Origin of the sequence: Sphingomonas sanguinis, from assembly GCF_019297835.1 — a bacterium.
Classification (GTDB): domain Bacteria; phylum Pseudomonadota; class Alphaproteobacteria; order Sphingomonadales; family Sphingomonadaceae; genus Sphingomonas; species Sphingomonas sanguinis_D.
Genome location: NZ_CP079203.1, coordinates 623,129 through 643,563 on the forward strand (window position 1 = coordinate 623,129; position 20,435 = coordinate 643,563).

The following is a 20,435-nucleotide window of genomic DNA, read 5'->3' on the forward strand; positions in this document are numbered from 1 at the left end:
CTCAGCGATATTCGATCACCGCGTCACGACGAAGGTCGCGCATCTTCTGGTTGGCGCGCAGATTGACCCGCTGCTGTTCGACCTGATTCTGGATCTGGTCGTTGGTCGGCAGGTTGCCCGAGCGCGGCTCTTCACGGTCACAGAGGACCAGCGAGCGTACACCCTGTTCCGGCGAACCGAAGGGCGGGGTCGCCTGACCGATCTGCAGTTTCAGCAGGATTTCCTGCAGCGGTGCAGGAAGCTGGCGGATCGTCACCTGATCGTTGTCGACAACCTCGGCCTTCAACGCGGTCGCGACACGCTGCACGTCGCCGCAGCCGCGAATGGTCTGGATTTCCTTGGCGAAGTCGGCCGCACGGGCGCTGGCCTGGGCCTGGGTGGTGCCCGCCGGGAACTTGACCGTCAGCTGCTTGAGCGACAGGCGCGAATCGCGCGGATCGGCGGTCAGCACCTGACGCTTGTCGGTCAGGTACAGGATCGAGAAGCCACCCGGAATCTGGATCGGTCCGGCAACCTGCCCGACCTGCATCTGCCCCACGGCGGCCTGGAGCTCGGGCGGCAGCTGCGCCGCGCGCACCCAGCCGAGATCGCCGTTCACGGCGCGGGTCGAAGCCTCGGAAAAGCTGCGGGCGAAATATTCGAAAGGCTGCTGGCCCTTCTGGATCTCGCCGATGATCTGGCGGGCATTGTTGAACACCTGCTGCCCGGTCGCCTCGTTGGCGGAGAGGAAAATCTCCTTGAGATTATATTCCTCGGTGCCCTTGGCGGCTTCCAGGCGGGCGCGGATCGCGTTCACTTCCTCGTCGCCGACATTGACGAAGGGCTCGACCCGCTTGCGCAGATAGCGGCTCCAGGCCAGCTCGCCCTCGATCTGGCGGCGCATCGATTTCTCGGAGGAACCAACCTGCCGCAGGAAGGTGTTCATCTCGGCCGGCGTCTTGCCGAACTGCTTGGAGAAACGGGCATAGGCCTGGTTGATCTCGTCCGCGGTGACGGTGACCTCGGCGGTCTTGGCTTCCTGGATCTGCAGCGTTTCGTCGATCAGCTGGCGCAGGATCTGCATGCGCAGGCGATCGCGGTCCTCGGCCGACAGGTTGGTCACATTGTTCAGCGCCATGGCCAGTGCCATGCGCTGGTCGATGTCGGTCTGGGTCAGCACGGTGTCGTTGACGATGGCGGTCGGCTTGCGGACATTGGGGTCCAGCTTGCCGAACAGTTGCAGGTTCGACGGGATGTTCAGCCCGCCCGTGTCCGGCACGGCCTGATCCGGAACGGTCTGCGCCAGCGCGCCCGTCGCCAGTGCGACCAGCATCAGCGTTGCGCCCGCGCGGATGCCGCGGCCCTTGGTACGAATGTCGTGCTTCACCGTGTCTGTGATCCTCATCGCGCCTGATGGGGCGCGTAACCGTCGCGATATGGGTCGACCATGCTGAATACTGGCTTAGCGACCGAGATTGGTGAACGCCAGAGTCAACAGGAAGCTGTTGCCTGCGCGCGCGTCGCCCGTCTGCACATAGTCGCGCCGCCAGGTGAAGCCGAGCCGCAGGCAGTCGTCCTCATATTGCACGCCCAGCCGGTGCCGAATCGGATCGAAGCCGTTCGACAGCGACAGCGCATCCTCCGACCGGTCGGTCAGGTCGATGACGGTCGATCCGAACGCCGACCAGAAGCGGGCGAACTGGACCCGACCCGCCAGCCGGACCTCCTCGCGATCCTGCAAATCCTCGATCGAAGTGAAGATGTTACGCTTCAGGCGAAGATAGCCGATCTGCGCATAGGTGGTGCGCGATCCGACCGTCGCGTCGATCTCGTTCCGGCGCACCGCGAAGCTGTCCTTGTCGAGCCGGAAGCGATGGGTCAGCGAGACGAAGTCGCGGAAGCGCAGCTCCGTCCGCCCGACAATGTCCGACCAGCGATCCGACAGGCCGGTGCCGGGGTAGAGGATCGTCGGCCGATCGTTCAGGCGGAAGCTTTGCCCGACAAGCGTGTCGAAGGTGAAGCCCGGCAAGGTCAACGCCCATTGCGCACCATAGGTGATGCGCGTCGAATCCTCGAATCGGTCGTAACCGGGGAAGCGGTTCAGCGCGAAGAGGTTGGAGTCCTCCAGATCGACCGACCGTGCGTCCTCATTGGGGATCTCGATATTGCGGATTTTGGGGCTGGCGACGATCTGGACGCGCGGGGTGAAGCGCTGGCTGCCGCCCCAGAGTTCGCCGACGAACGGCCATTTCACGTCGACCGCCAGCGCGCCGATGCCGCGCCCCTGGAACCCGGCCAACCCCTGATAGACCAGCGGAGTGGTGGCGATGTTGTTGGCGTTATAGGCGTCGGCACGGCCATAGGCGGTGAAGGTCACTTCCTGACCCCAGTTGGTCAGGCGGCGCAGATCCCAGCGCAGGCTGGCGAATGCGCGCTGCGTGTCTTGCCCGGCGGTGCGGCTGATCGCCAGCGTGTTCAGCTGCATCTCGAACTTGCCGCCCAGCAGCCCGTCGTCGAACCGGCGGCGATAGTCGAGCTCGGGCAGCGCGATCGGCTGTTGCCCCTGCGGATCGTTGACGCGCAGCGTTTCGACATACCAGCCGGTCAGCGAGAAATAGCTGTCGGCGTCGATATGCTCCAGGCTGGCGGTGGTGCGCAGCCGGTCGTCGCGCGAAATGTCGTAGCGGCGCAGGAAGGTGCGGTCGGTGGTGATCCGCATCGAGCCGGACAGGCTCCATTCGGGCGACAGCTGATAGCGGCCGACCGCATCCAGATAGCCACGAAACGCCTGGGTCGTGTCGGTCGGGTTCAGCGTGTTGAGGTCGTCGCTACGGCGGCTGGCGGTGCCATAGCCCGTGATACGGAACGCGCCGAGCGTGTTCAGCTCCTCATACTGTGCCTCCATCATCGGCAGCACGGCGGTAAAGACGTGCGGCGTGACGGTCAGGCCCTTGTTGGGGGCGAGACGCCAGTAATAGGGCACGGCCACCTCGACCCCGTTCACCCGGTCCAGCCGGATATCGGGCGTCAGGAAGCCGCTGTCGCCGCCTGGACCGACGGGCGCGGACAGGCGCGGCAGCGGGATCGTCGGCAGCCCGAACAGGTTGAGCTTGGCGCCGGTGAAATAGACGCGCTCGCGGTCCGGGCGATAGGTGACGCGGACGGCGGTGATCTTCCAGGACGGCTCCTTGGGGCAGCCCTCCGACGTCTCGACCGCGCAGGGCGTATAGGCGGCGCGCTCCAGATTGACCGTGCCGTCCTGCTGGCGCGTACCACGAACGGCGGCGAGGCGGCCGCCCTGCTCCAGCACCACCAGCATATTGTCGACCACGCCGTCCTTCAGCGAATCGGTCAGCTCGATCTGGTCGCCATAGGCGATGTCGCCCTGTGGGTTGGTGACGGCGATATTGCCGGTCGCCAGCACCTTGCCCGTCTTGCGGTTCCAGGTGACCTTGTCGGCGCGCAGCCGTTCGCCCTCGCGCAGCATCCGCACTTCGCCGGTCGCGGTCACGACATCGGCATTGATGTCATATTCCAGCTGGTCGGCGCTGAAGCGCACCTGATCGGCGTTGGTCGGGGCCGGGCCTTCGCTGGGCGGCGGCGCCACGGGGCGATCCTGAAGGTCCTGCGCGGCGACGGCGGGACTCGCCATCACAGTCGCGATCCCAAGCGCGAATGGCAGGGCGCTGCCGGTCAGAAGCGTCATTCTGCGCACGATGATATCTGGTCCGTCCTTGCCGACACGATGATGAAGCCTCCCCCGGCAGGGCGACGCCTTGAAAGGCCTGCCTATCGCATCACCGGCGGCTTGCTGCAATCGCGCGCTTGCCACGACGATCCAAGAGCCTAGATGATAGCAACTGCTACCAGTTCAGCAGAGGGTTTCCATGCAGATCGCCTTTACCTCCACCGTCGAAGCCGGTGACGTGCTCGTCCTTCCCTTCATGAAGGATGCCGTCGATACCGGCAGGATCGAAGGGGATGGTGCGGCAGCGCTCGCCAAGGCGGCGGTCGACGCTGCGCGCTTCAAGGGAGAAGCGGGCACGATCGTCGAGCTGTTTGCCACCGTCGGCGACGCCGCACGCCGCGTGCTGCTGCTCGGTATCGGCGAAGGCAAGGAAGTCGATTGGCGAAAGGCAGGCGGCGCGTTGACCGCCAAGCTGCTGACCAATGCCTCGTCGGCGTCGGTCGATCTGAGCGGCCTGTCGGCCAAGCCTGCGGCCGATGCGGTGGCGAGCTTTGCCGGGGCGGCGGTCCAGCGCGGCTGGCGTCACGACGTATATCGTACCAAGCTGCCGGAAACCTCGAAGCCGACCTTGACTCGTATCGCGATCGTCGATGCCAGGGCCGATGCGGAAGCCGCCTTTGCGCGCGTCCATGCGGTCAATGGCGGGCTGGAGTTGACCCGAACGCTCGTATCCGAGCCGCCGAACAAGCTGTACCCGGAAACCTTCGTCGAGCGCGTCCTGAAGGACGTCGAGGGCCTGGGCCTTGAAGTCACCGTGCTGGACGAGGCGCAGATGCGCGACTTGGGCATGGGTGCGCTGCTAGGCGTCAGCCAGGGTTCGGTGCGTGAAGGGCGCCTGTTGGTCCTGAAGTGGAACGGGCGCGCGGCCGATGCGGAAACGCTGGCGCTGGTCGGCAAGGGCGTGACCTTCGACACCGGCGGCATCTCGATCAAGCCCGCCGCTGGCATGGAAGACATGAAGTGGGACATGGGCGGCGCTGGCGCGGTCGCGGGCGCGATGAAGGCGATCGCGGCGCGCAAGGCTAAGGCCAATGTCGTCGGCGTTATGGGCCTGGTCGAGAATATGCCCGACGGCAATGCGCAGCGTCCCGGTGACGTCGTCACCTCCATGTCGGGCCAGACGATCGAGGTCATCAACACCGACGCGGAAGGCCGCCTCGTCCTGTGCGACGCACTGACCTGGGTCCAGAAGACGCATTCGCCCTCGACCATCGTAGACCTCGCCACGCTGACCGGCGCGATGATCATCAGCCTGGGCAGCGAGCATGGCGGTCTGTTCGCCAATGACGACACGCTGGCCGAGTCGCTGCTCGCGGCGGGCACCGCGACCGGCGAGAAGCTGTGGCGCTTCCCGCTGGCCGAGGCGTACGACAAGCTGATCGACAGCCAGATCGCGGACATGAAGAATGTCGGCCCGCGCGGGGCCGGTTCGATCACCGCTGCGCAGTTCCTGAAGCGCTACATCAACGAGGGCGTGGCCTGGGCGCATCTCGACATTGCGGGCATGGTCTGGTCGGACAAGCCGGGCGTCAACCACGACAAGGGCGCGACCGGTTACGGCGTGCGTCTGCTCGACCAGTTCGTCGCGGACCGGTTCGAGGCGTAAGTGGGTAAGGAGCGGCGCGATGCAGGTCGATTTCTATCATCTGACGATCGCGCCGCTCGACCGGCTGCTGCCCGTCATCGCCGAGCGGGTAATGACGGGAGGCGGACGGTTGCTGATCGTCAGCGGCGACGCCGACCAGCGCGCCGCGCTGGACCGGCAATTATGGATGATCCCGGCGGACGGCTTCCTGCCCCATGCCCAGGCGGGCGAGGGAGACGATACCGCCCAGCCGGTGCTCATCGCAGGTGAGGTTCAGCCGACCAATGGCGCGCGTCATATCGCGCTGGCGGATGGCATCTGGCGTGACAAAGCGCTGAACTTCGACCGAGCCTTTCACTTCTTCGACGGCGATCGCATCGGCGAGGCGCGTACCGCTTGGCGCGCGCTGGCCGACCATGAGGGCGTCGAGCGGCGTTACTGGAAACAGAATGACCAGGGCCGCTGGGAGCAGGCGGCTTAGCCCGCTGCCAGTTACCCTGCCCCGTCTTACGGTTTAGGCGGTGTCTTGCTGTCGATCTGTGCCGTCGTCACGGTCGCGGGCGGTCCCTTGGCGATCTGCGCCGCAAGCGCCGTCGCATCGGCGCAATCGCTTTTGCAGAGCGTCTTGATCTTGGCGAGGTTGTCCTTGGCACGCGCCACCGCTCCGCGCTGCACCAATGCCTCCCCTTGACCACGCAGCGCGCGGGTGTCGTTGGGGTCGAGCAACAGCGCCTCACGGTACAGGCGGATCGCCTTGCCCGGCAGGCCGCGCGCGTCCGCCACCTCGCCGAGCAGGATGAACGCGGCCCGGTTGCGCGGATCGACCGCCACCGCCGTCTCCAGCATATCCGTCGCGCCGTCGAGATTGCCTGCCGCCTTCAACCCCCGCGCCTGTTCAAGCAACTGCATCGAGCGGGCGTCGATCTGGCTGTCCGGGCGCTGGCCGCTGAGCGAGGTGGAAAGCGAAACCACCGCCAAAGCGGCGGCGGCGGCCAGGGACGACAAACGCATGAGGAACTCCGGACGTGGCACTGAACCGAATGCTAGCATGGCGCCCGGAGGCAGGCGACAAAAAAGCCGTCCGTGCCATGGGTCGCCGGGTCGAGTCGCTGGCCGAAGCCATGCGGCACACCGATGGCGGGGTCGACCGGCTCGGCCGACCAGCCCGAATGGCGTGAGAGGAAGGCAGCCACTTGGTCGGTGCCCTCGGCATCGAGCAGCGAACAGACGATATAGACCAGCCGCCCGCCCGGCTTGACCAGCCCGGCGCCGATTTCCAGCACCTCGGTCTGCATCATGCCCAGCCGCGCCAACCGTTCCGGCGTCAGGCGCCAGCGCGCTTCGGGATTGCGCCGCCATGTGCCGGTGCCGGAACAGGGCGCATCGATCAGGACGCCATCCGCCTTGCCCGACCAGTCGGACAGCATCTCGACCTCGCAGCCAGGGTTGAGCAACCGGCTTTCGATGATCGTCGCCCCGGCCCGCTCGGCGCGAGGCGCAAGCCGTTGCAGCCGCGCCCGATCGATATCGCAGGCGAGCAGCGCGCCCTGATTGTTCATCGCCGCCGCAAGCTGAAGCGTCTTGCCCCCTGCCCCGGCGCACAGGTCCACGATCCATTCGCCGGGCTTCGCCGCCAGGGCCGCGCCCACCAGCTGGCTGCCTTCGTCCTGCACTTCGACGAGCCCGGCGCGGTACGGATCGGACTGTTCGATCGGCGTTCCGTTGGGCAGGCGCAGGCCCATCGGCGCGTGCGGCGTGGGAACCGCGTCTGGCCATTGCTCCAGCACCGCCGCCCGCGTCGTTGCAAGGCTGTTGACCCGAATATCGAGCGGCGCGCGCTCGACCAGGGCCGCCTGTTGGGTGGCATCCAGCCCGGAGGCCTTCAGCGCCTCGACCAACCAGGACGGAGCGACGCCCGCCGCGGCACGCGGTTCGTCGCTGGTCATCGGCGCGGGGCCATGCCCGGTCCCGTCGAAGGTCGCCGCGATCGCCGGATCACGATCCGCCACCGCCAGCATCGCCGCGCGCCCGGAGGACGGCACCGGCCCCGCCTGCCGAATGGCGGCATAGACCAGCTCGCGCACCGCGCGCCGGTCCTTGGATCCGGCATAGCGGCGCGTGGCGAAATAGCGGGCGATCAGCGTGTCCGCCGCCGCACCGCCGCTGGCGGCCGCGGCGACGATCTCGTCGAGCAACTCGATCGCCGCCTGGGTTCTTGCGGCGGGGGTCATGCGAAGCGCTCCGTCAGCTTAGCGGGTCGGATAATTGGGGGCTTCCCGCGTGATCGTCACGTCGTGGACGTGGCTTTCCTTCAGGCCCGCGCCCGTGATCTGGACGAACTGCGCCCGCTCGCGCAGAGCCTCCAGCGTCGCCGAGCCGGTATAGCCCATCGCCGCCTTGATGCCGCCGACCAGCTGGTGGATGACGTCGCGCGCCGGGCCCTTATAGGCGACCTGACCCTCGATGCCTTCGGGCACCAGCTTCATCTGATCCTTGATGTCGCCCTGGAAATAGCGATCCGCCGAACCACGGCCCATCGCCCCGACCGAGCCCATGCCACGATAGGACTTATAGGCACGGCCCTGGTACAGGAAGGTTTCGCCCGGCGCCTCTTCGGTGCCCGCCAACAGCGAGCCGACCATGCAGGCGCCCGCGCCCGCCGCCAGCGCCTTGGCGAGGTCGCCCGACGTGCGCAGACCGCCATCGGCGATCACCGGCACCCCCGATTTCCAGCCTTCCTCGGCGCAGTCCATCACGGCGGTCAACTGTGGCACGCCGACGCCCGCAACGACGCGGGTGGTGCAGATCGAACCCGGCCCGATCCCGACCTTCACCGCATCCGCGCCCGCATCAATGAGCGCACGGGTGGCGGCTGCGGTTGCGACGTTGCCCGCGATCACCTGTACCGTGTCGGACAGCTTCTTGGCCGCCTCGACCGCCCGCGCGACGTCGCGATTATGACCGTGTGCGGTATCGATGATGACGCAGTCGACCTCGGCCTCGATCAGAGCACGGGTGCGCTCGAAGCCCTTTTCGCCGACCGTCGAGGCGGCGGCGACGCGCAGGCGACCCGCGGCATCCTTGGTGGCCGAGGGATAGGTGACAGCCTTTTCGATATCCTTGACCGTGATGAGGCCGACGCAGCGATAGCTGTCGTCCACGACCAGCAGCTTCTCGATCCGGCGCGCATGGAGCAGGCGGCGCGCCTCGTCCTGGCCGACGCCGACCTTTACGGTCGCCAGATCCTCATGGGTCATCAGCTCGGAGACGGGCTGCTGCGGATTCTCGGCGAAGCGCACGTCGCGGTTGGTCAGGATGCCGACCAGGCGGCCGTCGAACTCGACGACGGGAATGCCGCTGATCCGGTGGCGGGCCATCAGCGCCTGCGCTTCGGCGAGCGTCGCGGTCGGCGAGATGGTGATCGGGTTGACGACCATACCGCTTTCGAACCGCTTGACCTGGCGCACGGCGGCGACCTGCTGATCCACGGTCAGGTTGCGGTGGAGCACGCCCATGCCACCCAGCTGCGCCATGACGATCGCCATGTCGGCCTCGGTCACGGTGTCCATCGCCGCCGACAGGACGGGAATGTTGAGCGCGATCGAGCGGGTCAGTTGCGTCCGCGTGTCTGCGGTGCTCGGCAGAACGTCGGACTCCTGGGGCACGAGGAGCACGTCGTCGAAGGTGAGGCCGAGGCGGATATCCATGGGGCTGCCAAATCCTGCGGAGGGAACAAGTGGCGGGCCATGTAACCAAAGCAAGCCGTTCCCGCTAGGCCCTTGCTGCAACGCCGTGCTAGAACCTGCTTCAGACAGATATGGGGGAGCCGTCCATGGGCCTGATCATCGCCGCACTCGCCGTCCTGCTGGTGCTGATGTATCTGATGATGTCGATCAAGATCGTCCGCCAGGGCTATCAATATACGATCGAGCATTTCGGCCGCTATACCGGCACGGCCATCCCCGGTTTCAACTTCTACCCCGCCTTTTTCTATCGTGTCGGCCGCAAGGTGAACATGATGGAGCAGGTGATCGACATTCCGGGGCAGGAGATCATCACCAAGGACAATGCGATGATCTCGACCGACGGGGTCGTCTTCTTTCAGGTGCTGGACGCGCCCAAGGCGGCCTATGAGGTGTCTGATCTCTATGTCGCGCTATTGAACCTCGTGACGACCAATTTGCGCACCGTCATGGGCTCGATGGATCTGGACGAAACCTTGTCCAAGCGCGACGAGATCAATGCGCGACTGCTCAATGTGGTCGACCATGCGACGACGCCCTGGGGCGTGAAGATCACGCGCGTCGAGATCAAGGACATCCGGCCGCCGGTCGACATCGTCAACGCCATGGCTCGCCAGATGAAGGCCGAACGTGAGAAGCGCGCCAATATCCTCGAGGCGGAGGGCTCGCGCGCCTCGGAAATCCTGCGCGCCGAAGGGCAGAAGCAGGCGCGTATTCTGGAGGCCGAAGGCCGCCGCGAGTCAGCCTATCGCGACTCGGAGGCCCGCGAGCGCGCGGCCGAAGCGGAGGCCAAGGCGACCCGCGTCGTCTCCGAGGCGATCGAGTCGGGCGGCACGCAGGCGATCAACTATTTCATCGCCCAGAAATATGTCGAGGCGGTCGGCAAGTTCGCGACCAGCCCCAATGCCAAGACCATCCTGTTCCCGGTCGAGGCGACTCAGCTGATCGGGACGCTGGGCGGCATCGGCGAGCTGGCCAAGGAGGCGCTGGCGCCGCAAAAGGGAACGCCCGCCCAGCCCGCCACCCCGCGTGTCACCACCAAGCCGGGGCCGTTCGACCAGTCCCAGTCGTGACGATCGGCGAACTCGACCCCGCCGCGCTGTGGCTGGCGGGGGCATTGGCGCTCGGGATCGCCGAGCTGCTCGTGCCGGGCGTCTTCCTGATTTTCCTGGCCATTGCGGCGGGTGTGACCGCCGTCACCACTTGGGCAATGCCGGACTTGCCGGTCGGGCTGCAGCTCGCCGACTTTGCGGTCTGGAGCGTCGTATGCGTCATGATCGGGCGGCGCTGGTATCGCGACTTTCCCGTCGAGAGCGACGCGCCCGTCCTCAACGAACCCGCCCGGCGGCTGCGCGGGCAGATCGTGACCGTTACCACGCCGATCGTGGGTGGTGAGGGTCGCGCCCGGCTGGGCGATGGCGAATGGCCGGTGCGTGGACCGGATGCGGTCAGCGGAACCCGCCTGCGCGTTGCGCATGTCGATGGCGGGATGCTTCTCGTCGAACCAATCGAGACGAACGCAGCCGTTTAGCCGCGCTGTTGCGCCAACACCTCATAGGCCATGACGGCGGTCGCCACCGCGGCGTTCAGGCTGTCGGCCTTACCCAGCATCGGGATCTTAACCAGCGTATCGCACGCCTCGGCATATTCGGGCGGCATCCCCTGCGCCTCATTGCCGGTCAGCAGGAAGGTCGGCGCGGCATAGTGCGCGGAGCGATAATCGGTATCGGTGTCGAGGCTCAGCCCCACCAGCTGCCCCGGCCCCTTCCGCAGCCAGTCTAGGAAAGGCTGCCACTCGGTCTTGACGATCGGCACGGTGAACAGCGCGCCCATGCTGGCGCGAACCGCCTCGACCGAAAAGGGATCGACGCATTCGCCGACTAGGATCAGCCCCCCTGCCCCGACCGCATCGCCGGTACGCAGGATGGTCCCCAAATTGCCCGGATCACGTAGACGCTCGGCGACCAGCCAGATGCCGGATGTGCTACGGTCCAGCTCATCGAGCGTGACGCCCAATTCCTCGAACACGCCGACGACCGCCTGCGGATTGTCCTTGCCCGACAGTTTCGACAGGATGTCCGGCGTCGTCTCGATCGCCTCGCCCTCCGACGCCTCGACCGCCGCGATCAGGTCGCGGACCAGCGGGTGGCCCGCCGACGGCTTGGCGTAGAATAACAGGGTCGGCAGTCGCCCGGTTTCGCGCGCTTCGGTCAGGATGCGCAGCCCCTCGGCGAGGAATTGGCGGGATTGCTTGCGATGGCGCTTGTCGCGCAGGTCGCGGGCCCACTTGATCAGCGGGTTGGAATAAGCGGTAATTTCACGGGGCATCAGTCTTCGCCGAACTTCGCTTCCACCAGCGCGACCAGCGCCTCGACCGTCTCGCCCGCGCCGTCGCCGGCCGCGCTGATTGTGATGGTGTCGCCCATCGCGGCGCCCAGCATCATCAGGCCCATGATCGAGGTGCCCGTGACCGTGCTGCCGTCCTTGGCGACCCGAACCTCGCAGGGCTGGGTCGAGGCCAGCGTCACGAACTTGGCGCTGGCGCGCGCGTGGAGGCCACGGCGGTTGGTGATGAGGACGGTGCGCGTCTGCTCCGTCATGCGGCGGCCTCGCCCAGCACTTCCGACGCAACCGAGATATATTTCCGCCCCGCCTCGCGCGCCGCGGCAACGGCATCGACGACCTGCATCGACTTGCGCGCCGAACCCAGGCGGATGAGCATCGGCAGGTTCATCCCCGCAATCACCTCGACCCGGCCGCGTTCCATCAGCGAAATGGCGAGGTTGGAGGGCGTGCCGCCGAACAGATCGGTCAACACGATCACGCCGCGCCCGGCATCGACCGTGGCGATCGCCGCCGCAATGTCGGTGCGCCGCTCCTCCATGTCATCCTCAGGCCCGATCGCGATGGTCGCGATCCGCTCCTGCGGGCCGACCACATGTATCATCGCGGTCACGAACTCATCGGCGAGCCGCCCGTGCGTCACCAGAACCAGACCGATCATGTCAGACACGCATATCCATCATTGTTTGGCCGGCTTGGCTTCAAGTGAGTCTTTCGGCACGGCACCCAAATCACGATGCACCACCGTGGGGGAAAAACCGTTCTGGCGCAACCGTCCCGCGATCCGTTCGGCGACATGGACCGACCTATGTCTCCCTCCGGTACAGCCGATGGCCACGGTAATATAGGATTTGCCCGACGCGATATAGCGTGGGACCAAGGTGTCGAGCAGCACCTCGATCTGCCCCACCGCCGTTTCGTAAGCCGGGTCGTGACGGATATAGTCGATGACACCCTGGTCCAGCCCAGTGCCGGGACGCAGCTCCGCCGACCAGTGTGGATTGCGCAGGAACCGCATGTCGAAGACGAGGTCGGCGTTGCGGGGCAACCCCTTGGAAAAGCCGAACGACATGACGGTCAGCACCGGCTCGCTGAGCCCGTCGACCGCGTAATTGGCGCGCAGCCACTGGCCCAGATCGTTGCTGGTCATGTTGGTCGTGTCGAGCAGCCGGTCGGCCATGTCGCGAAGCGGCGCCAGCAATGTCCGCTCATGCGCGATACCGTCATCGGCGGCCCGGTCCATCGCCAGCGGATGGCGATGCCGCGTCTCGGCATAACGGCGCTTCAGCTCTGCCCCGCCGCAATTCAGGAATAGCGTCTCGATGGCGAGATTGGGGCGCTCGTTCAGCCGCCGGATGCTCTGCGTGATCTGGTCCGGCGCAAAATCGCGTGTCCGCACGCCGATGCTGATCGCCAGCGGCCGATTCTTGCCCTCCATACCCGTGGGCGGGGCGGCCTCCAACAGGCCGTTGAGCAGGAACAGCGGTAGGTTGTCGACGACTTCCCAGCCCAGATCCTCCAGCGTCTTGAGCGTGGTCGATGTCCCTGCCCCGGACATGCCGGTCACCAGCAGGATACGTTTTCGGTCCATCAGGGATATTCCTCAAGGCGCGCAGCCAGCAGTTCGACCTTGATCGGGGCCGATGCCGGACGGGGATTGAGCCTGTATATAGGCAGTGTGACGTCCAAGATCATGGTCTGACACGGCTCCGGCAGGCGTTCTTCGGCATCCGGATCGGCGGCGAGGTCGATAACGAGGTGGATCGTCGCGCTTGGTTGGTGCGGGAAAGGCAGGATGCCGACGCCCCGAACCTCCAGCAGTCCGGCGATGCGTTCGGGCACGGTGACGTGCAGAGCACGATCCGCCGCCAGCGCTTCGACATAATCGTCACCGACCAGTGTCGCCCCCCGATCGATCAACCGAAGCGCCAGATCGGATTTGCCCGCCCCGGAAGGCCCCCGCAGCATCACGCCGACCTCACCGATCAGGACACAGGTAGCATGGATCAGCTGGCCGCTCATATGATCACCGACAGCGGCAGCCGGACGACGAAGCGCGCTCCGCTCATCCGGTCCTCACGCGACTCGACATGGATGCGCCCCTGATGCGCCTCGACGATGGTCCGGGCGATGGCGAGGCCCAGCCCCGAATGGCGTCCGAAATTCTCCGAGCTCGGGCGGATCGAGTGGAAACGGCGGAAGATCGCCTCGCGCGCTTCCTCGGGCACGCCCGGCCCTTCATCCTCCACGCGCACGACCCAATCGTCCGGCTCACGCGCAAGGCTGATCGCGACCACCGCCTCGTCGGGGGAAAAGGATAGGGCATTGTCGATCAGGTTCTCGAACACTCGCTCCAGCCGCGCACCTTCGCCAGATACCATCGCCGGGCCCGGCTCGGTCGAATCGAAACGCAGGCGGATACTCCGCTCGACCCCGCGCGCCTCACGCTGCGCGATCAGTCCGGCGAGGAGGGCGTTCAGATTGACGGGGTCGAACTTCGCGCGGCTGAGCTGCGCGTCGAGCCGCGATGCATCCGAAATATCGGTGATGAGCCGGTCGAGCCGCCGCACATCATCCCGCACGATCGCCAGCAACTGTGCCTGGAGCGCGGGATCATGGACCGTCTCCAGCGTGTCAACGGCGGAGCGAAGCGAGGCGAGCGGGTTCTTCAACTCGTGCGTGACGTCGGCCGCGAACGCCTCCGTCGCGTCGATCCGCGCGCGCAGCGCCAGGCTCATGTCCGACAGCGCACGGGCCAGCATCCCCAGCTCGTCGCGCCGATCGGGCAAGCGCGGCACCACCACCTCACGCGCGCGCCCCAGCCGGACCCGCACCGCCGCGCGCGCCAATCGTCGCAGCGGGCGAACGATGGTGCGTGCCAGGAAGAGCGACAGCAGGACCGAGATAAGCGCCACCAGCGCGAGCAGAACGCTCAACCGGAACCGCTCGATGCGCACCGTCTCGGTGATGAACCGGGCGTTCTCGGTCGCCATGATTGCTCCGCCGCTGGGCAGCGGCGCCGCAGCGGTGATGACCGGCGTGCGGTCAGGCGCGCGCCAGACCGAGGCGGAAACCTGCCCATCGCGCGCCGCGCGAACATCGGGCCACTCGGCACCCCCCCGGCGCTCGCGATAGAGCGGCGGGCGCGCCGCGCCGACGACGGTGTCGATCCCGGCGTCCAGGAAACGCGCGACCGCCTGCCCCCAATCCTGCTTGTCCGGATCGCGAAGCACGACGTTGCGCACGCCAAGGTCGCGGCTGTCGGCGACCAGCCGGCCTTCGGCATCGAACAGCCGAATACGGCCACCCGTATCGCGGGCAAGCCGTACCACCAGCAGGTCGCGCTCCTCGCTCCGCACCGAGGTCAGCGCCTCACCCATCAGCCGCACTTCGCGCAGCGACTGGGCCTCGCGGTTGTCGAGCAGCCGGGCGCGATAGGAATCCAGATAGAAAAACCCACCCGCCAGTAGCAGCAGCGCAAAGATGTTGAGCGCCAGAATCCGCTGGGTCAGCGAAATCTGGCCCGACCAGCGCAACGCGAGGTCGGGGGCTTCACTCCTCGGAGAATCGGTAGCCGGCGCCATAGAGCGTCTCGATGGCGTCGAATTCGGGGTCTACCTGACGGAATTTGCGGCGCAGGCGCTTGATATGGCTGTCGATCGTGCGGTCGTCGACATAGATGTCGTCCTGATAGGCGGCATCCATCAACTGGTTGCGGGTGCGCACGATGCCGGGGCGCTGCGCCAGTGTCTCCAGGATCAGGAACTCGGTGACGGTCAGCGTGACCGGCTCGCCCTTCCACGTCACGCGATGCCGCGCTGGGTCCATGGCGAGCTGCCCGCGCGTCAGCGGCCCTTGCACATCGGCGGCGGGCGTGCCCTGCGGCGCACCGACATATTCGGACCGGCGCAGGATCGCCCGGATGCGGGCGATCAGCAGCCGCTGCGAAAAGGGCTTGGCGATATAGTCGTCCGCACCCATCGCCAGACCCAGCGCCTCATCCAGCTCATCGTCCTTGCTGGTCAGGAAGATGACGGGAATCTGGCTTTTCTCACGCAGGCGGCGGAGCAGCTCCAGCCCGTCCATGCGCGGCATCTTGATGTCGAAGATCGCCAGGTCTGGCGGGTTGTCGATCAGCGCCTTCAGCGCCGCCTCGCCGTCCGCGTAGACGCGCGTCACAAAACCCTCGGCCTGTAGCGCGATCGATACCGAGGTCAGGATGTTCCGGTCGTCGTCGACCAGCGCAATGGTGGCCGTCATGCGACCGCCTCCGGACCCGAGTCATGCGAAAAGACCGCCATGGCCCTCGGTTAGGCCAAAGTGAGACACGGCTCAACCATCTTCGCCATACAGCGTGTTTGACGTGTTAAACAAATGGCGTATGGGACGATCCAACGCATACGTATTCGCGTGCGGTGAAACAGCGCCGGGCCGTCAGGACCCGCCGCCTTGGGGAACGAGGAAGCTCTTATGAACGAACGGATTCCGGAGATCGGTCTGCAGGCCCAGGGGATCGAGACCCGCGCCACCCTGCATTGGAACCTCGTCACCGCACGGCTGATCGAAACCGCCGTCGCTCGCGGTGAGGGCAAGTTATCGGCCGATGGCCCGCTGGTCGTCGAGACGGGCGAGCACACCGGCCGTTCGGCGCAGGACAAGTTCATGGTCCGCGACGACACCACCCGTGACACCGTCTGGTGGGGCAAGACCAACAAGCCGATGAGCCCGGACGATTTCGCCGCGCTGAAGGCCGATTTCTTCGCCGCGCTCGGCCAGAAGGAAGACCTGTTCGTCCAGGACCTGTATGGCGGATCGCAGCCCGAGCACCGCGTCCGCGTGCGCGTCGTGACCGAGCTCGCCTGGCACAATCTGTTCATCCGCACGATGCTCGTTCGTCCCGAAGAGCATGAGCTGCGCAAGTTCGCTGCCGAATACACCATCATCGACCTGCCCAGCTTCCGCGCCGACCCCGCGCGTCATGGCTGCCGCTCGTCGACGGTGATCGCGGTCAACATGACCGAAAAGCTGATCCTGATCGGCGGCACGCGCTATGCGGGCGAGATGAAGAAGTCGGTCTTCGGGCTGCTCAACTATCTGCTGCCGACGACGGGCGTGATGCCGATGCACTGTTCGGCCAATATGGGCGCGGACGGCTCGACGGCCGTGTTCTTCGGCCTGTCGGGCACCGGCAAGACGACCCTGTCGGCCGATGCCAGCCGGACGCTGATCGGCGATGACGAGCATGGCTGGTCGGACACGGCGGTCTTCAATTTCGAAGGCGGTTGCTATGCCAAGATGATCCGCCTGTCGCCCGAGGCCGAGCCGGAAATCTTCGCCACGACCAAGCGCTTCGGCACGGTGCTGGAAAACGTCGTCATGGATCCGGTCACGCGCCAGCTCGACCTGAACGACAACAGCCTGGCCGAGAACAGCCGGGGCGCCTATCCCATAGACTTCATCCCCAATGCGTCGAAGGACAATATGGGCGGCGTGCCGCGCAACATCGTGATGCTGACGGCTGACGCGTACGGCATCCTACCGCCGATCGCCAAGCTGACGCCCGAACAGGCGATGTATCACTTCCTCTCGGGCTACACCGCCCGCGTCGCGGGGACCGAGATCGGCGTGACCGAGCCGGACGCAACCTTCTCGACCTGCTTCGGCGCGCCCTTCATGCCGCGCCATCCTTCGGTCTATGGCAACCTCCTGAAGGAGCGGATCGCCAAGGGTGGGGTCGACTGCTGGCTGGTCAACACCGGCTGGACCGGCGGCAAGTACGGTGTCGGCAACCGTATGCCGATCAAGGCGACCCGCGCGCTGCTCAACGCCGCGCTCGACGGCAGCCTGAACCAGGTCGAATTCCGCACCGATCCGAATTTCGGCTTCCAGGTTCCGGTCTCGGTCCCCGGCGTCGATGCGGCCATCCTCAACCCGCGCGACACCTGGGCCGACAAGGCCGCCTATGACGCGACGGCGGCCAAGCTGGTCGGCCTGTTCAACGAGAACTTCCAGCAATTCGCCGACCATGTCGACGAAGGCGTCCGCGCTGCGGCGCCGAAGGTCACGGTCGCGGCCTGACGACGGGGGAGGCGTTTCAAGCGAACGCCTCCCGATGCGTCAAACCTCACTCCTCCCCTTGCAGGGGAGGTGGCAGGCCGTCAGGCCTGACGGAGGGGTGTCCCGCTCTCGATAGGGTGACACCCCTCCACCATGCTACGCATGGTCCCCCTCCCCTTGCAGGGGAGGAATAAAAACCTGGCTCGCGCCGAGCGACACCTGAGCCCTACCTATTCCGTCTCTACATCGACCACACCCGCAACCGGCATCAACTTGGTCAGCGGCCGTATCGCCTGTTCGCCAATAGGGGGCGAATCGATACTCTTACCGCCGGTGTCGATATTCAACGTCTCGAAGCGCCGGGCGCTGGTCAGCACCTGACTTTCCAGACTGCCGACAAAGGCATTGTAGGCGGTCATCGCGGTATCGAGGTTCTTGCCCAGCTTCGACACATGACCACCCATGACGGCGAGGCGTGCATAGAGTTCCTTGCCCAGCATCCCGATCTGCCGCGCTTCCTGCGCCAGCTTCTCCTGCCGCCAGACCGACGCGACCGTACGCGCGATGGCGATCAGATTGGTCGGGGTCGCCAGCAGCACCCGCTTTTCGAACGCGAAATCCCAAAGCGTAGGATCATTCTCCAGCGCCGCCGACAGGAAATGCTCGCCGGGGACGAACATGATCACATAGTCCGGCGCGTCCTCGAACTGGTTCCAGTAGCTCTTGTTGCCCAAGCCGTTGACGTGCGCGCGCATCGCGGCGGCATGGCGTGCCAGCCCCAACTGCCGCTCGGGCTCATCGACCGCGCCAAAGGCATCCTGATAATCGTTGAGCGACACCTTGGCATCGATCACCAGCGCCTTACCACCGGGGACGCGCACGATCGCATCGGGGCGCAGGCGGCCGCCCTCGCCGTCATCGACGCTGACCTCGGTCTGGAAATCGGCGTGTTCGGACAGACCGCAGCTCTCCAGCACGTTGCGAAGCTGCTGCTCGCCCCAGCGCCCCCGCGCCTTGGGAGCGTTGCGCAGCGCATTGACCAGCTTGGCTGCCTCGCCCGAGACGCGTTCCTGGCCGATCCGCATCGCCTCGATCTGGCCCTTCAACTCGCCGAACGCGTCGCGGCGTTCGTCCTCGACCTTGCGCACGCCTTCCTCGTAGCGCTGGAGCCGCTGGTGAACGGGATCGAGCAGCGCCTTGAGCGTCTGGCCGGAGGCCTCCTCCGACTGGCGGAAGCGCGCCTCGGCGCGTTCCAGAAACTGGCGCTGGGCGACTTCCAGTGCGCGGGCGGCGGCTTCCCCGAACTGGGCGTTGATCTGTTCGCGTGCCTGCCCCAGCGCCTCCAGCGTCTGGGCATGGGCCGTTTCGCGCTCCTGCGCGCGAGCCCGCAATTCGGCCAGCTCGCGATGCGCGGCGTTGCGCTCGGCCTCGACGGCGTCGCGTGCCGCCCGGATGACATCGAGATCGGCGGCGCGGCCGCGTAGTTCGGCCAGCGCCTGAAGCGCCTCGCTCCGATCGCGCTCGGCGGCGTCGCGGGCGGCGCGCAGCGGCTCCACTTCCCCCGCACGGGTCCTGGCGGTCGCCAGTTCGGCGGCCAGGCCATCGGCCTTTCGCCGCGCGGCCAGCCAGCCGACCACGCCCCCCAGCAACAGGGCGAGTATGGCAACGGCGATCAATTCGGGCATTTCGACAACCTGTCAAACTAAGGGACAGGTCGGAACATAGAACGAACGAAGCCGGTCGAACAGGGTCATTCGACCGGCCGCGCCGGGAAAGGTCAGCCCTTGCGCATCTTGTTCAGCTTGCGCATCAGCATGTCGCGCTTCAACCGGCTGACATGATCGATGAACAGCACGCCGTTCAGATGATCGATCTCATGCTGCATGCAAGTGGCAAGCAGCCCGTCGAGCTCCGCCTCATGCGCTTCTCCCTTTTCGTTCAGCCACTTCACGCGGCAGGATGCGGGGCGCTTCACCTCGGCATATTGCTCGGGGATCGACAGGCAACCCTCATTATAGGTCGACAGCTCTTCGCTGACCGACAGGATTTCGGGGTTGATATAGGCCTTGGGGTTCTTGACCGGCTTGCCCTCTTCATCCTCTTCCTCCTGAAGGTCGATGACGAGGATGCGCTGGTCGACGCCGATCTGGATCGCGGCCAGCCCGATGCCGTGCGCGTCGTACATGGTCTCGATCATGTCGGAGACGAGCTGGCGGACGCCATCATCCACCGTCTCGACGGGCTTGGAGACAAGACGCAGGCGGGGGTCGGGAATTTCGACGATCGGAAGAATGGCCATGACGATTTCGCTACGGTCAGCGACCGGAACCGTCAAGCCAGCGGATCAGACCACCGGCCGCCGGGCCCGCAACGCCTGGGCCAGCGTGCCTTCATCCAGATAGTCCAGTTCGCCACCGACCGGCAGGCCATGGGCCAGCTGGGTCACACGCACCGGGAAACGCTCGATCCGCTCGGCGATATAGTGGGCAGTCGTCTGTCCCTCCAAAGTGGCGTTCATCGCGAGCACGACCTCGTCGACGCCGCCACCCTCGATCCGGCGGACCAGCGCGTCGATCGTCAGGTCCTCGGGTCGCACGCCCTCCAGCGCCGAGAGCCGCCCGCCCAGCACATGGAAACGCCCCGGAAACAGCCGCGACCGCTCCAGCGCCCAGAGGTCGGCGACCTCCTCCACCACGCACAGCGCGCCCGCATCGCGCCTGGGGTCGACACAGATCGCGCACGGATTGGCAGTGTCGATATTGCCGCAGGTCGAGCAGGTCTCCAGCCGCTCCTCGACCGCCCCCAGCGCGGTCAGCAGTGGCACCAGCGCCGCTTCCCGCTTCTTGAGCAGGTGCAGGACCGCGCGACGCGCCGATCGGGGGCCAAGGCCAGGAATACGCGCCAGCGCCTGGGTGAGCGCCTCGATCTCGGGGGATGCCATGTGTGAACAGATAGGGGGTTGCGCGCCGTCCCGCCAGCG

The 20,435-nt window shown here is 66.2% G+C and carries 20 protein-coding genes; 5 read left to right on the forward strand and 15 right to left on the reverse strand.

Translation table 11 applies throughout. From position 1 onward, the window contains the following. Position 1: 1 nt before the first annotated feature. Both KV697_RS02655 and KV697_RS02660 read right to left on the reverse strand, forming a co-directional pair. Positions 2-1,384 carry a peptidylprolyl isomerase gene (locus KV697_RS02655; protein WP_219019992.1) on the reverse strand — a complete coding sequence of 461 codons (1,383 nt, stop codon included), beginning with the start codon at positions 1,382-1,384 and terminating at the stop codon, positions 2-4. A gap of 57 nt (positions 1,385-1,441) precedes the next feature. Further along, entirely contained in the window at positions 1,442-3,685 is a 2,244-nt protein-coding gene (locus KV697_RS02660; RefSeq protein WP_219019993.1) for an LPS-assembly protein LptD, read from the reverse strand. Between the two features lie 181 nt (positions 3,686-3,866). Here KV697_RS02660 and KV697_RS02665 point away from each other — a divergent pair, with 181 nt between their 5' ends. Both KV697_RS02665 and KV697_RS02670 read left to right on the forward strand, forming a co-directional pair. Further along, complete coding sequence (locus KV697_RS02665) at positions 3,867-5,333, forward strand: leucyl aminopeptidase (protein WP_219019994.1); 1,467 nt, start codon at positions 3,867-3,869, stop codon at positions 5,331-5,333. Positions 5,334-5,352: 19 nt separating this feature from the next. Beyond that, positions 5,353-5,793, forward strand: coding sequence for a DNA polymerase III subunit chi (locus tag KV697_RS02670; protein ID WP_219019995.1), 441 nt, complete (start codon positions 5,353-5,355; stop codon positions 5,791-5,793). 26 nt (positions 5,794-5,819) lie between these two features. Here the strand turns inward: KV697_RS02670 and KV697_RS02675 are convergent, their stop codons facing one another. The 3 genes from KV697_RS02675 to guaB are packed head-to-tail and all read right to left on the reverse strand — an operon-like array spanning position 5,820 to position 9,019. Next, positions 5,820-6,323 (reverse strand): tetratricopeptide repeat protein, encoded by a 504-nt coding sequence (locus KV697_RS02675; RefSeq protein ID WP_219019996.1) that lies wholly within the window; start codon positions 6,321-6,323, stop codon positions 5,820-5,822. A 32-nt stretch (positions 6,324-6,355) separates the two neighbouring features. After that, the gene (locus KV697_RS02680) at positions 6,356-7,543 is read right to left on the reverse strand and encodes an RsmB/NOP family class I SAM-dependent RNA methyltransferase (RefSeq protein WP_219019997.1); all 1,188 of its coding nucleotides are present in this window, start codon (positions 7,541-7,543) and stop codon (positions 6,356-6,358) included. Between the two features lie 18 nt (positions 7,544-7,561). Continuing rightward, positions 7,562-9,019, reverse strand: a complete 1,458-nt coding sequence (gene guaB, locus KV697_RS02685) for an IMP dehydrogenase (protein ID WP_219019998.1) — start codon at positions 9,017-9,019, stop codon at positions 7,562-7,564. Positions 9,020-9,144: 125 nt separating this feature from the next. Between guaB and KV697_RS02690 the strand changes: the two genes are divergently transcribed. Continuing rightward, positions 9,145-10,128: an SPFH domain-containing protein gene (locus tag KV697_RS02690; RefSeq protein ID WP_219019999.1), complete on the forward strand. Its 984-nt coding sequence runs from the start codon at positions 9,145-9,147 to the stop codon at positions 10,126-10,128. Then, a complete protein-coding gene (locus tag KV697_RS02695) occupies positions 10,125-10,586 on the forward strand; it encodes an NfeD family protein (protein WP_219020000.1) in 462 nt (153 codons plus the stop codon). The genes KV697_RS02690 and KV697_RS02695 overlap by 4 nt, the downstream gene beginning before the upstream one ends. On the opposite strand, the gene KV697_RS02700 is transcribed toward KV697_RS02695, so the two are convergent. Genes KV697_RS02700 through KV697_RS02730 form a run of 7 tightly spaced genes read right to left on the reverse strand, consistent with a single transcriptional unit; the run spans position 10,583 to position 15,658 of the window. Next, entirely contained in the window at positions 10,583-11,383 is an 801-nt protein-coding gene (locus tag KV697_RS02700) for a TrmH family RNA methyltransferase (RefSeq protein WP_219020001.1), read from the reverse strand. The genes KV697_RS02695 and KV697_RS02700 overlap by 4 nt on opposite strands. Then, entirely contained in the window at positions 11,383-11,655 is a 273-nt protein-coding gene (locus KV697_RS02705) for an HPr family phosphocarrier protein (RefSeq protein ID WP_219020002.1), read from the reverse strand. The genes KV697_RS02700 and KV697_RS02705 overlap by 1 nt, the downstream gene beginning before the upstream one ends. Next, positions 11,652-12,059 carry a PTS sugar transporter subunit IIA gene (locus tag KV697_RS02710; RefSeq protein ID WP_061778673.1) on the reverse strand — a complete coding sequence of 136 codons (408 nt, stop codon included), beginning with the start codon at positions 12,057-12,059 and terminating at the stop codon, positions 11,652-11,654. Before KV697_RS02710 ends, KV697_RS02705 begins: the two co-directional genes overlap by 4 nt. Positions 12,060-12,077: 18 nt before the next feature. Next, positions 12,078-12,989: an RNase adapter RapZ gene (gene rapZ / locus KV697_RS02715; RefSeq protein WP_219020003.1), complete on the reverse strand. Its 912-nt coding sequence runs from the start codon at positions 12,987-12,989 to the stop codon at positions 12,078-12,080. Continuing rightward, a complete protein-coding gene (locus tag KV697_RS02720; protein WP_219020004.1) occupies positions 12,989-13,420 on the reverse strand; it encodes an HPr kinase/phosphorylase in 432 nt (143 codons plus the stop codon). The genes rapZ and KV697_RS02720 overlap by 1 nt, the downstream gene beginning before the upstream one ends. Beyond that, positions 13,417-14,982, reverse strand: coding sequence for a sensor histidine kinase (locus KV697_RS02725; RefSeq protein ID WP_219020005.1), 1,566 nt, complete (start codon positions 14,980-14,982; stop codon positions 13,417-13,419). Before KV697_RS02725 ends, KV697_RS02720 begins: the two co-directional genes overlap by 4 nt. Further along, the gene (locus tag KV697_RS02730; protein WP_184104285.1) at positions 14,951-15,658 is read right to left on the reverse strand and encodes a response regulator transcription factor; all 708 of its coding nucleotides are present in this window, start codon (positions 15,656-15,658) and stop codon (positions 14,951-14,953) included. Before KV697_RS02730 ends, KV697_RS02725 begins: the two co-directional genes overlap by 32 nt. 210 nt (positions 15,659-15,868) lie before the next feature. On the opposite strand from KV697_RS02730, the gene KV697_RS02735 reads away from it, so the two are divergent. Then, positions 15,869-17,476 carry a phosphoenolpyruvate carboxykinase gene (locus KV697_RS02735; RefSeq protein ID WP_219020006.1) on the forward strand — a complete coding sequence of 536 codons (1,608 nt, stop codon included), beginning with the start codon at positions 15,869-15,871 and terminating at the stop codon, positions 17,474-17,476. A gap of 209 nt (positions 17,477-17,685) precedes the next feature. Here KV697_RS02735 and rmuC read toward each other — a convergent pair whose 3' ends face one another. The 3 genes from rmuC to recR form a co-directional block, all read right to left on the reverse strand. Then, a complete protein-coding gene (rmuC, locus tag KV697_RS02740) occupies positions 17,686-19,140 on the reverse strand; it encodes a DNA recombination protein RmuC (RefSeq protein ID WP_219020007.1) in 1,455 nt (484 codons plus the stop codon). Between the two features lie 92 nt (positions 19,141-19,232). Further along, a complete protein-coding gene (gene def, locus KV697_RS02745; RefSeq protein WP_219020008.1) occupies positions 19,233-19,754 on the reverse strand; it encodes a peptide deformylase in 522 nt (173 codons plus the stop codon). A 45-nt stretch (positions 19,755-19,799) separates the two neighbouring features. Beyond that, positions 19,800-20,396, reverse strand: coding sequence for a recombination mediator RecR (recR, locus tag KV697_RS02750; RefSeq protein WP_219020009.1), 597 nt, complete (start codon positions 20,394-20,396; stop codon positions 19,800-19,802). Positions 20,397-20,435: the final 39 nt, after the last annotated feature.

Coding starts and splice junctions, on each gene's coding strand:
- KV697_RS02655 (WP_219019992.1), bottom strand. CDS start 1,384: ATGAGGATCACAGACACGGTGAAGCACGACATTCGTACCAAGGGCCGC.
- KV697_RS02660 (WP_219019993.1), bottom strand. CDS start 3,685: ATGACGCTTCTGACCGGCAGCGCCCTGCCATTCGCGCTTGGGATCGCG.
- KV697_RS02665 (WP_219019994.1), top strand. CDS start 3,867: ATGCAGATCGCCTTTACCTCCACCGTCGAAGCCGGTGACGTGCTCGTC.
- KV697_RS02670 (WP_219019995.1), top strand. CDS start 5,353: ATGCAGGTCGATTTCTATCATCTGACGATCGCGCCGCTCGACCGGCTG.
- KV697_RS02675 (WP_219019996.1), bottom strand. CDS start 6,323: ATGCGTTTGTCGTCCCTGGCCGCCGCCGCCGCTTTGGCGGTGGTTTCG.
- KV697_RS02680 (WP_219019997.1), bottom strand. CDS start 7,543: ATGACCCCCGCCGCAAGAACCCAGGCGGCGATCGAGTTGCTCGACGAG.
- guaB (WP_219019998.1), bottom strand. CDS start 9,019: ATGGATATCCGCCTCGGCCTCACCTTCGACGACGTGCTCCTCGTGCCC.
- KV697_RS02690 (WP_219019999.1), top strand. CDS start 9,145: ATGGGCCTGATCATCGCCGCACTCGCCGTCCTGCTGGTGCTGATGTAT.
- KV697_RS02700 (WP_219020001.1), bottom strand. CDS start 11,383: ATGCCCCGTGAAATTACCGCTTATTCCAACCCGCTGATCAAGTGGGCC.
- KV697_RS02705 (WP_219020002.1), bottom strand. CDS start 11,655: ATGACGGAGCAGACGCGCACCGTCCTCATCACCAACCGCCGTGGCCTC.
- KV697_RS02710 (WP_061778673.1), bottom strand. CDS start 12,059: ATGATCGGTCTGGTTCTGGTGACGCACGGGCGGCTCGCCGATGAGTTC.
- rapZ (WP_219020003.1), bottom strand. CDS start 12,989: ATGGACCGAAAACGTATCCTGCTGGTGACCGGCATGTCCGGGGCAGGG.
- KV697_RS02720 (WP_219020004.1), bottom strand. CDS start 13,420: ATGAGCGGCCAGCTGATCCATGCTACCTGTGTCCTGATCGGTGAGGTC.
- KV697_RS02725 (WP_219020005.1), bottom strand. CDS start 14,982: ATGGCGCCGGCTACCGATTCTCCGAGGAGTGAAGCCCCCGACCTCGCG.
- KV697_RS02730 (WP_184104285.1), bottom strand. CDS start 15,658: ATGACGGCCACCATTGCGCTGGTCGACGACGACCGGAACATCCTGACC.
- KV697_RS02735 (WP_219020006.1), top strand. CDS start 15,869: ATGAACGAACGGATTCCGGAGATCGGTCTGCAGGCCCAGGGGATCGAG.
- rmuC (WP_219020007.1), bottom strand. CDS start 19,140: ATGCCCGAATTGATCGCCGTTGCCATACTCGCCCTGTTGCTGGGGGGC.
- def (WP_219020008.1), bottom strand. CDS start 19,754: ATGGCCATTCTTCCGATCGTCGAAATTCCCGACCCCCGCCTGCGTCTT.
- recR (WP_219020009.1), bottom strand. CDS start 20,396: ATGGCATCCCCCGAGATCGAGGCGCTCACCCAGGCGCTGGCGCGTATT.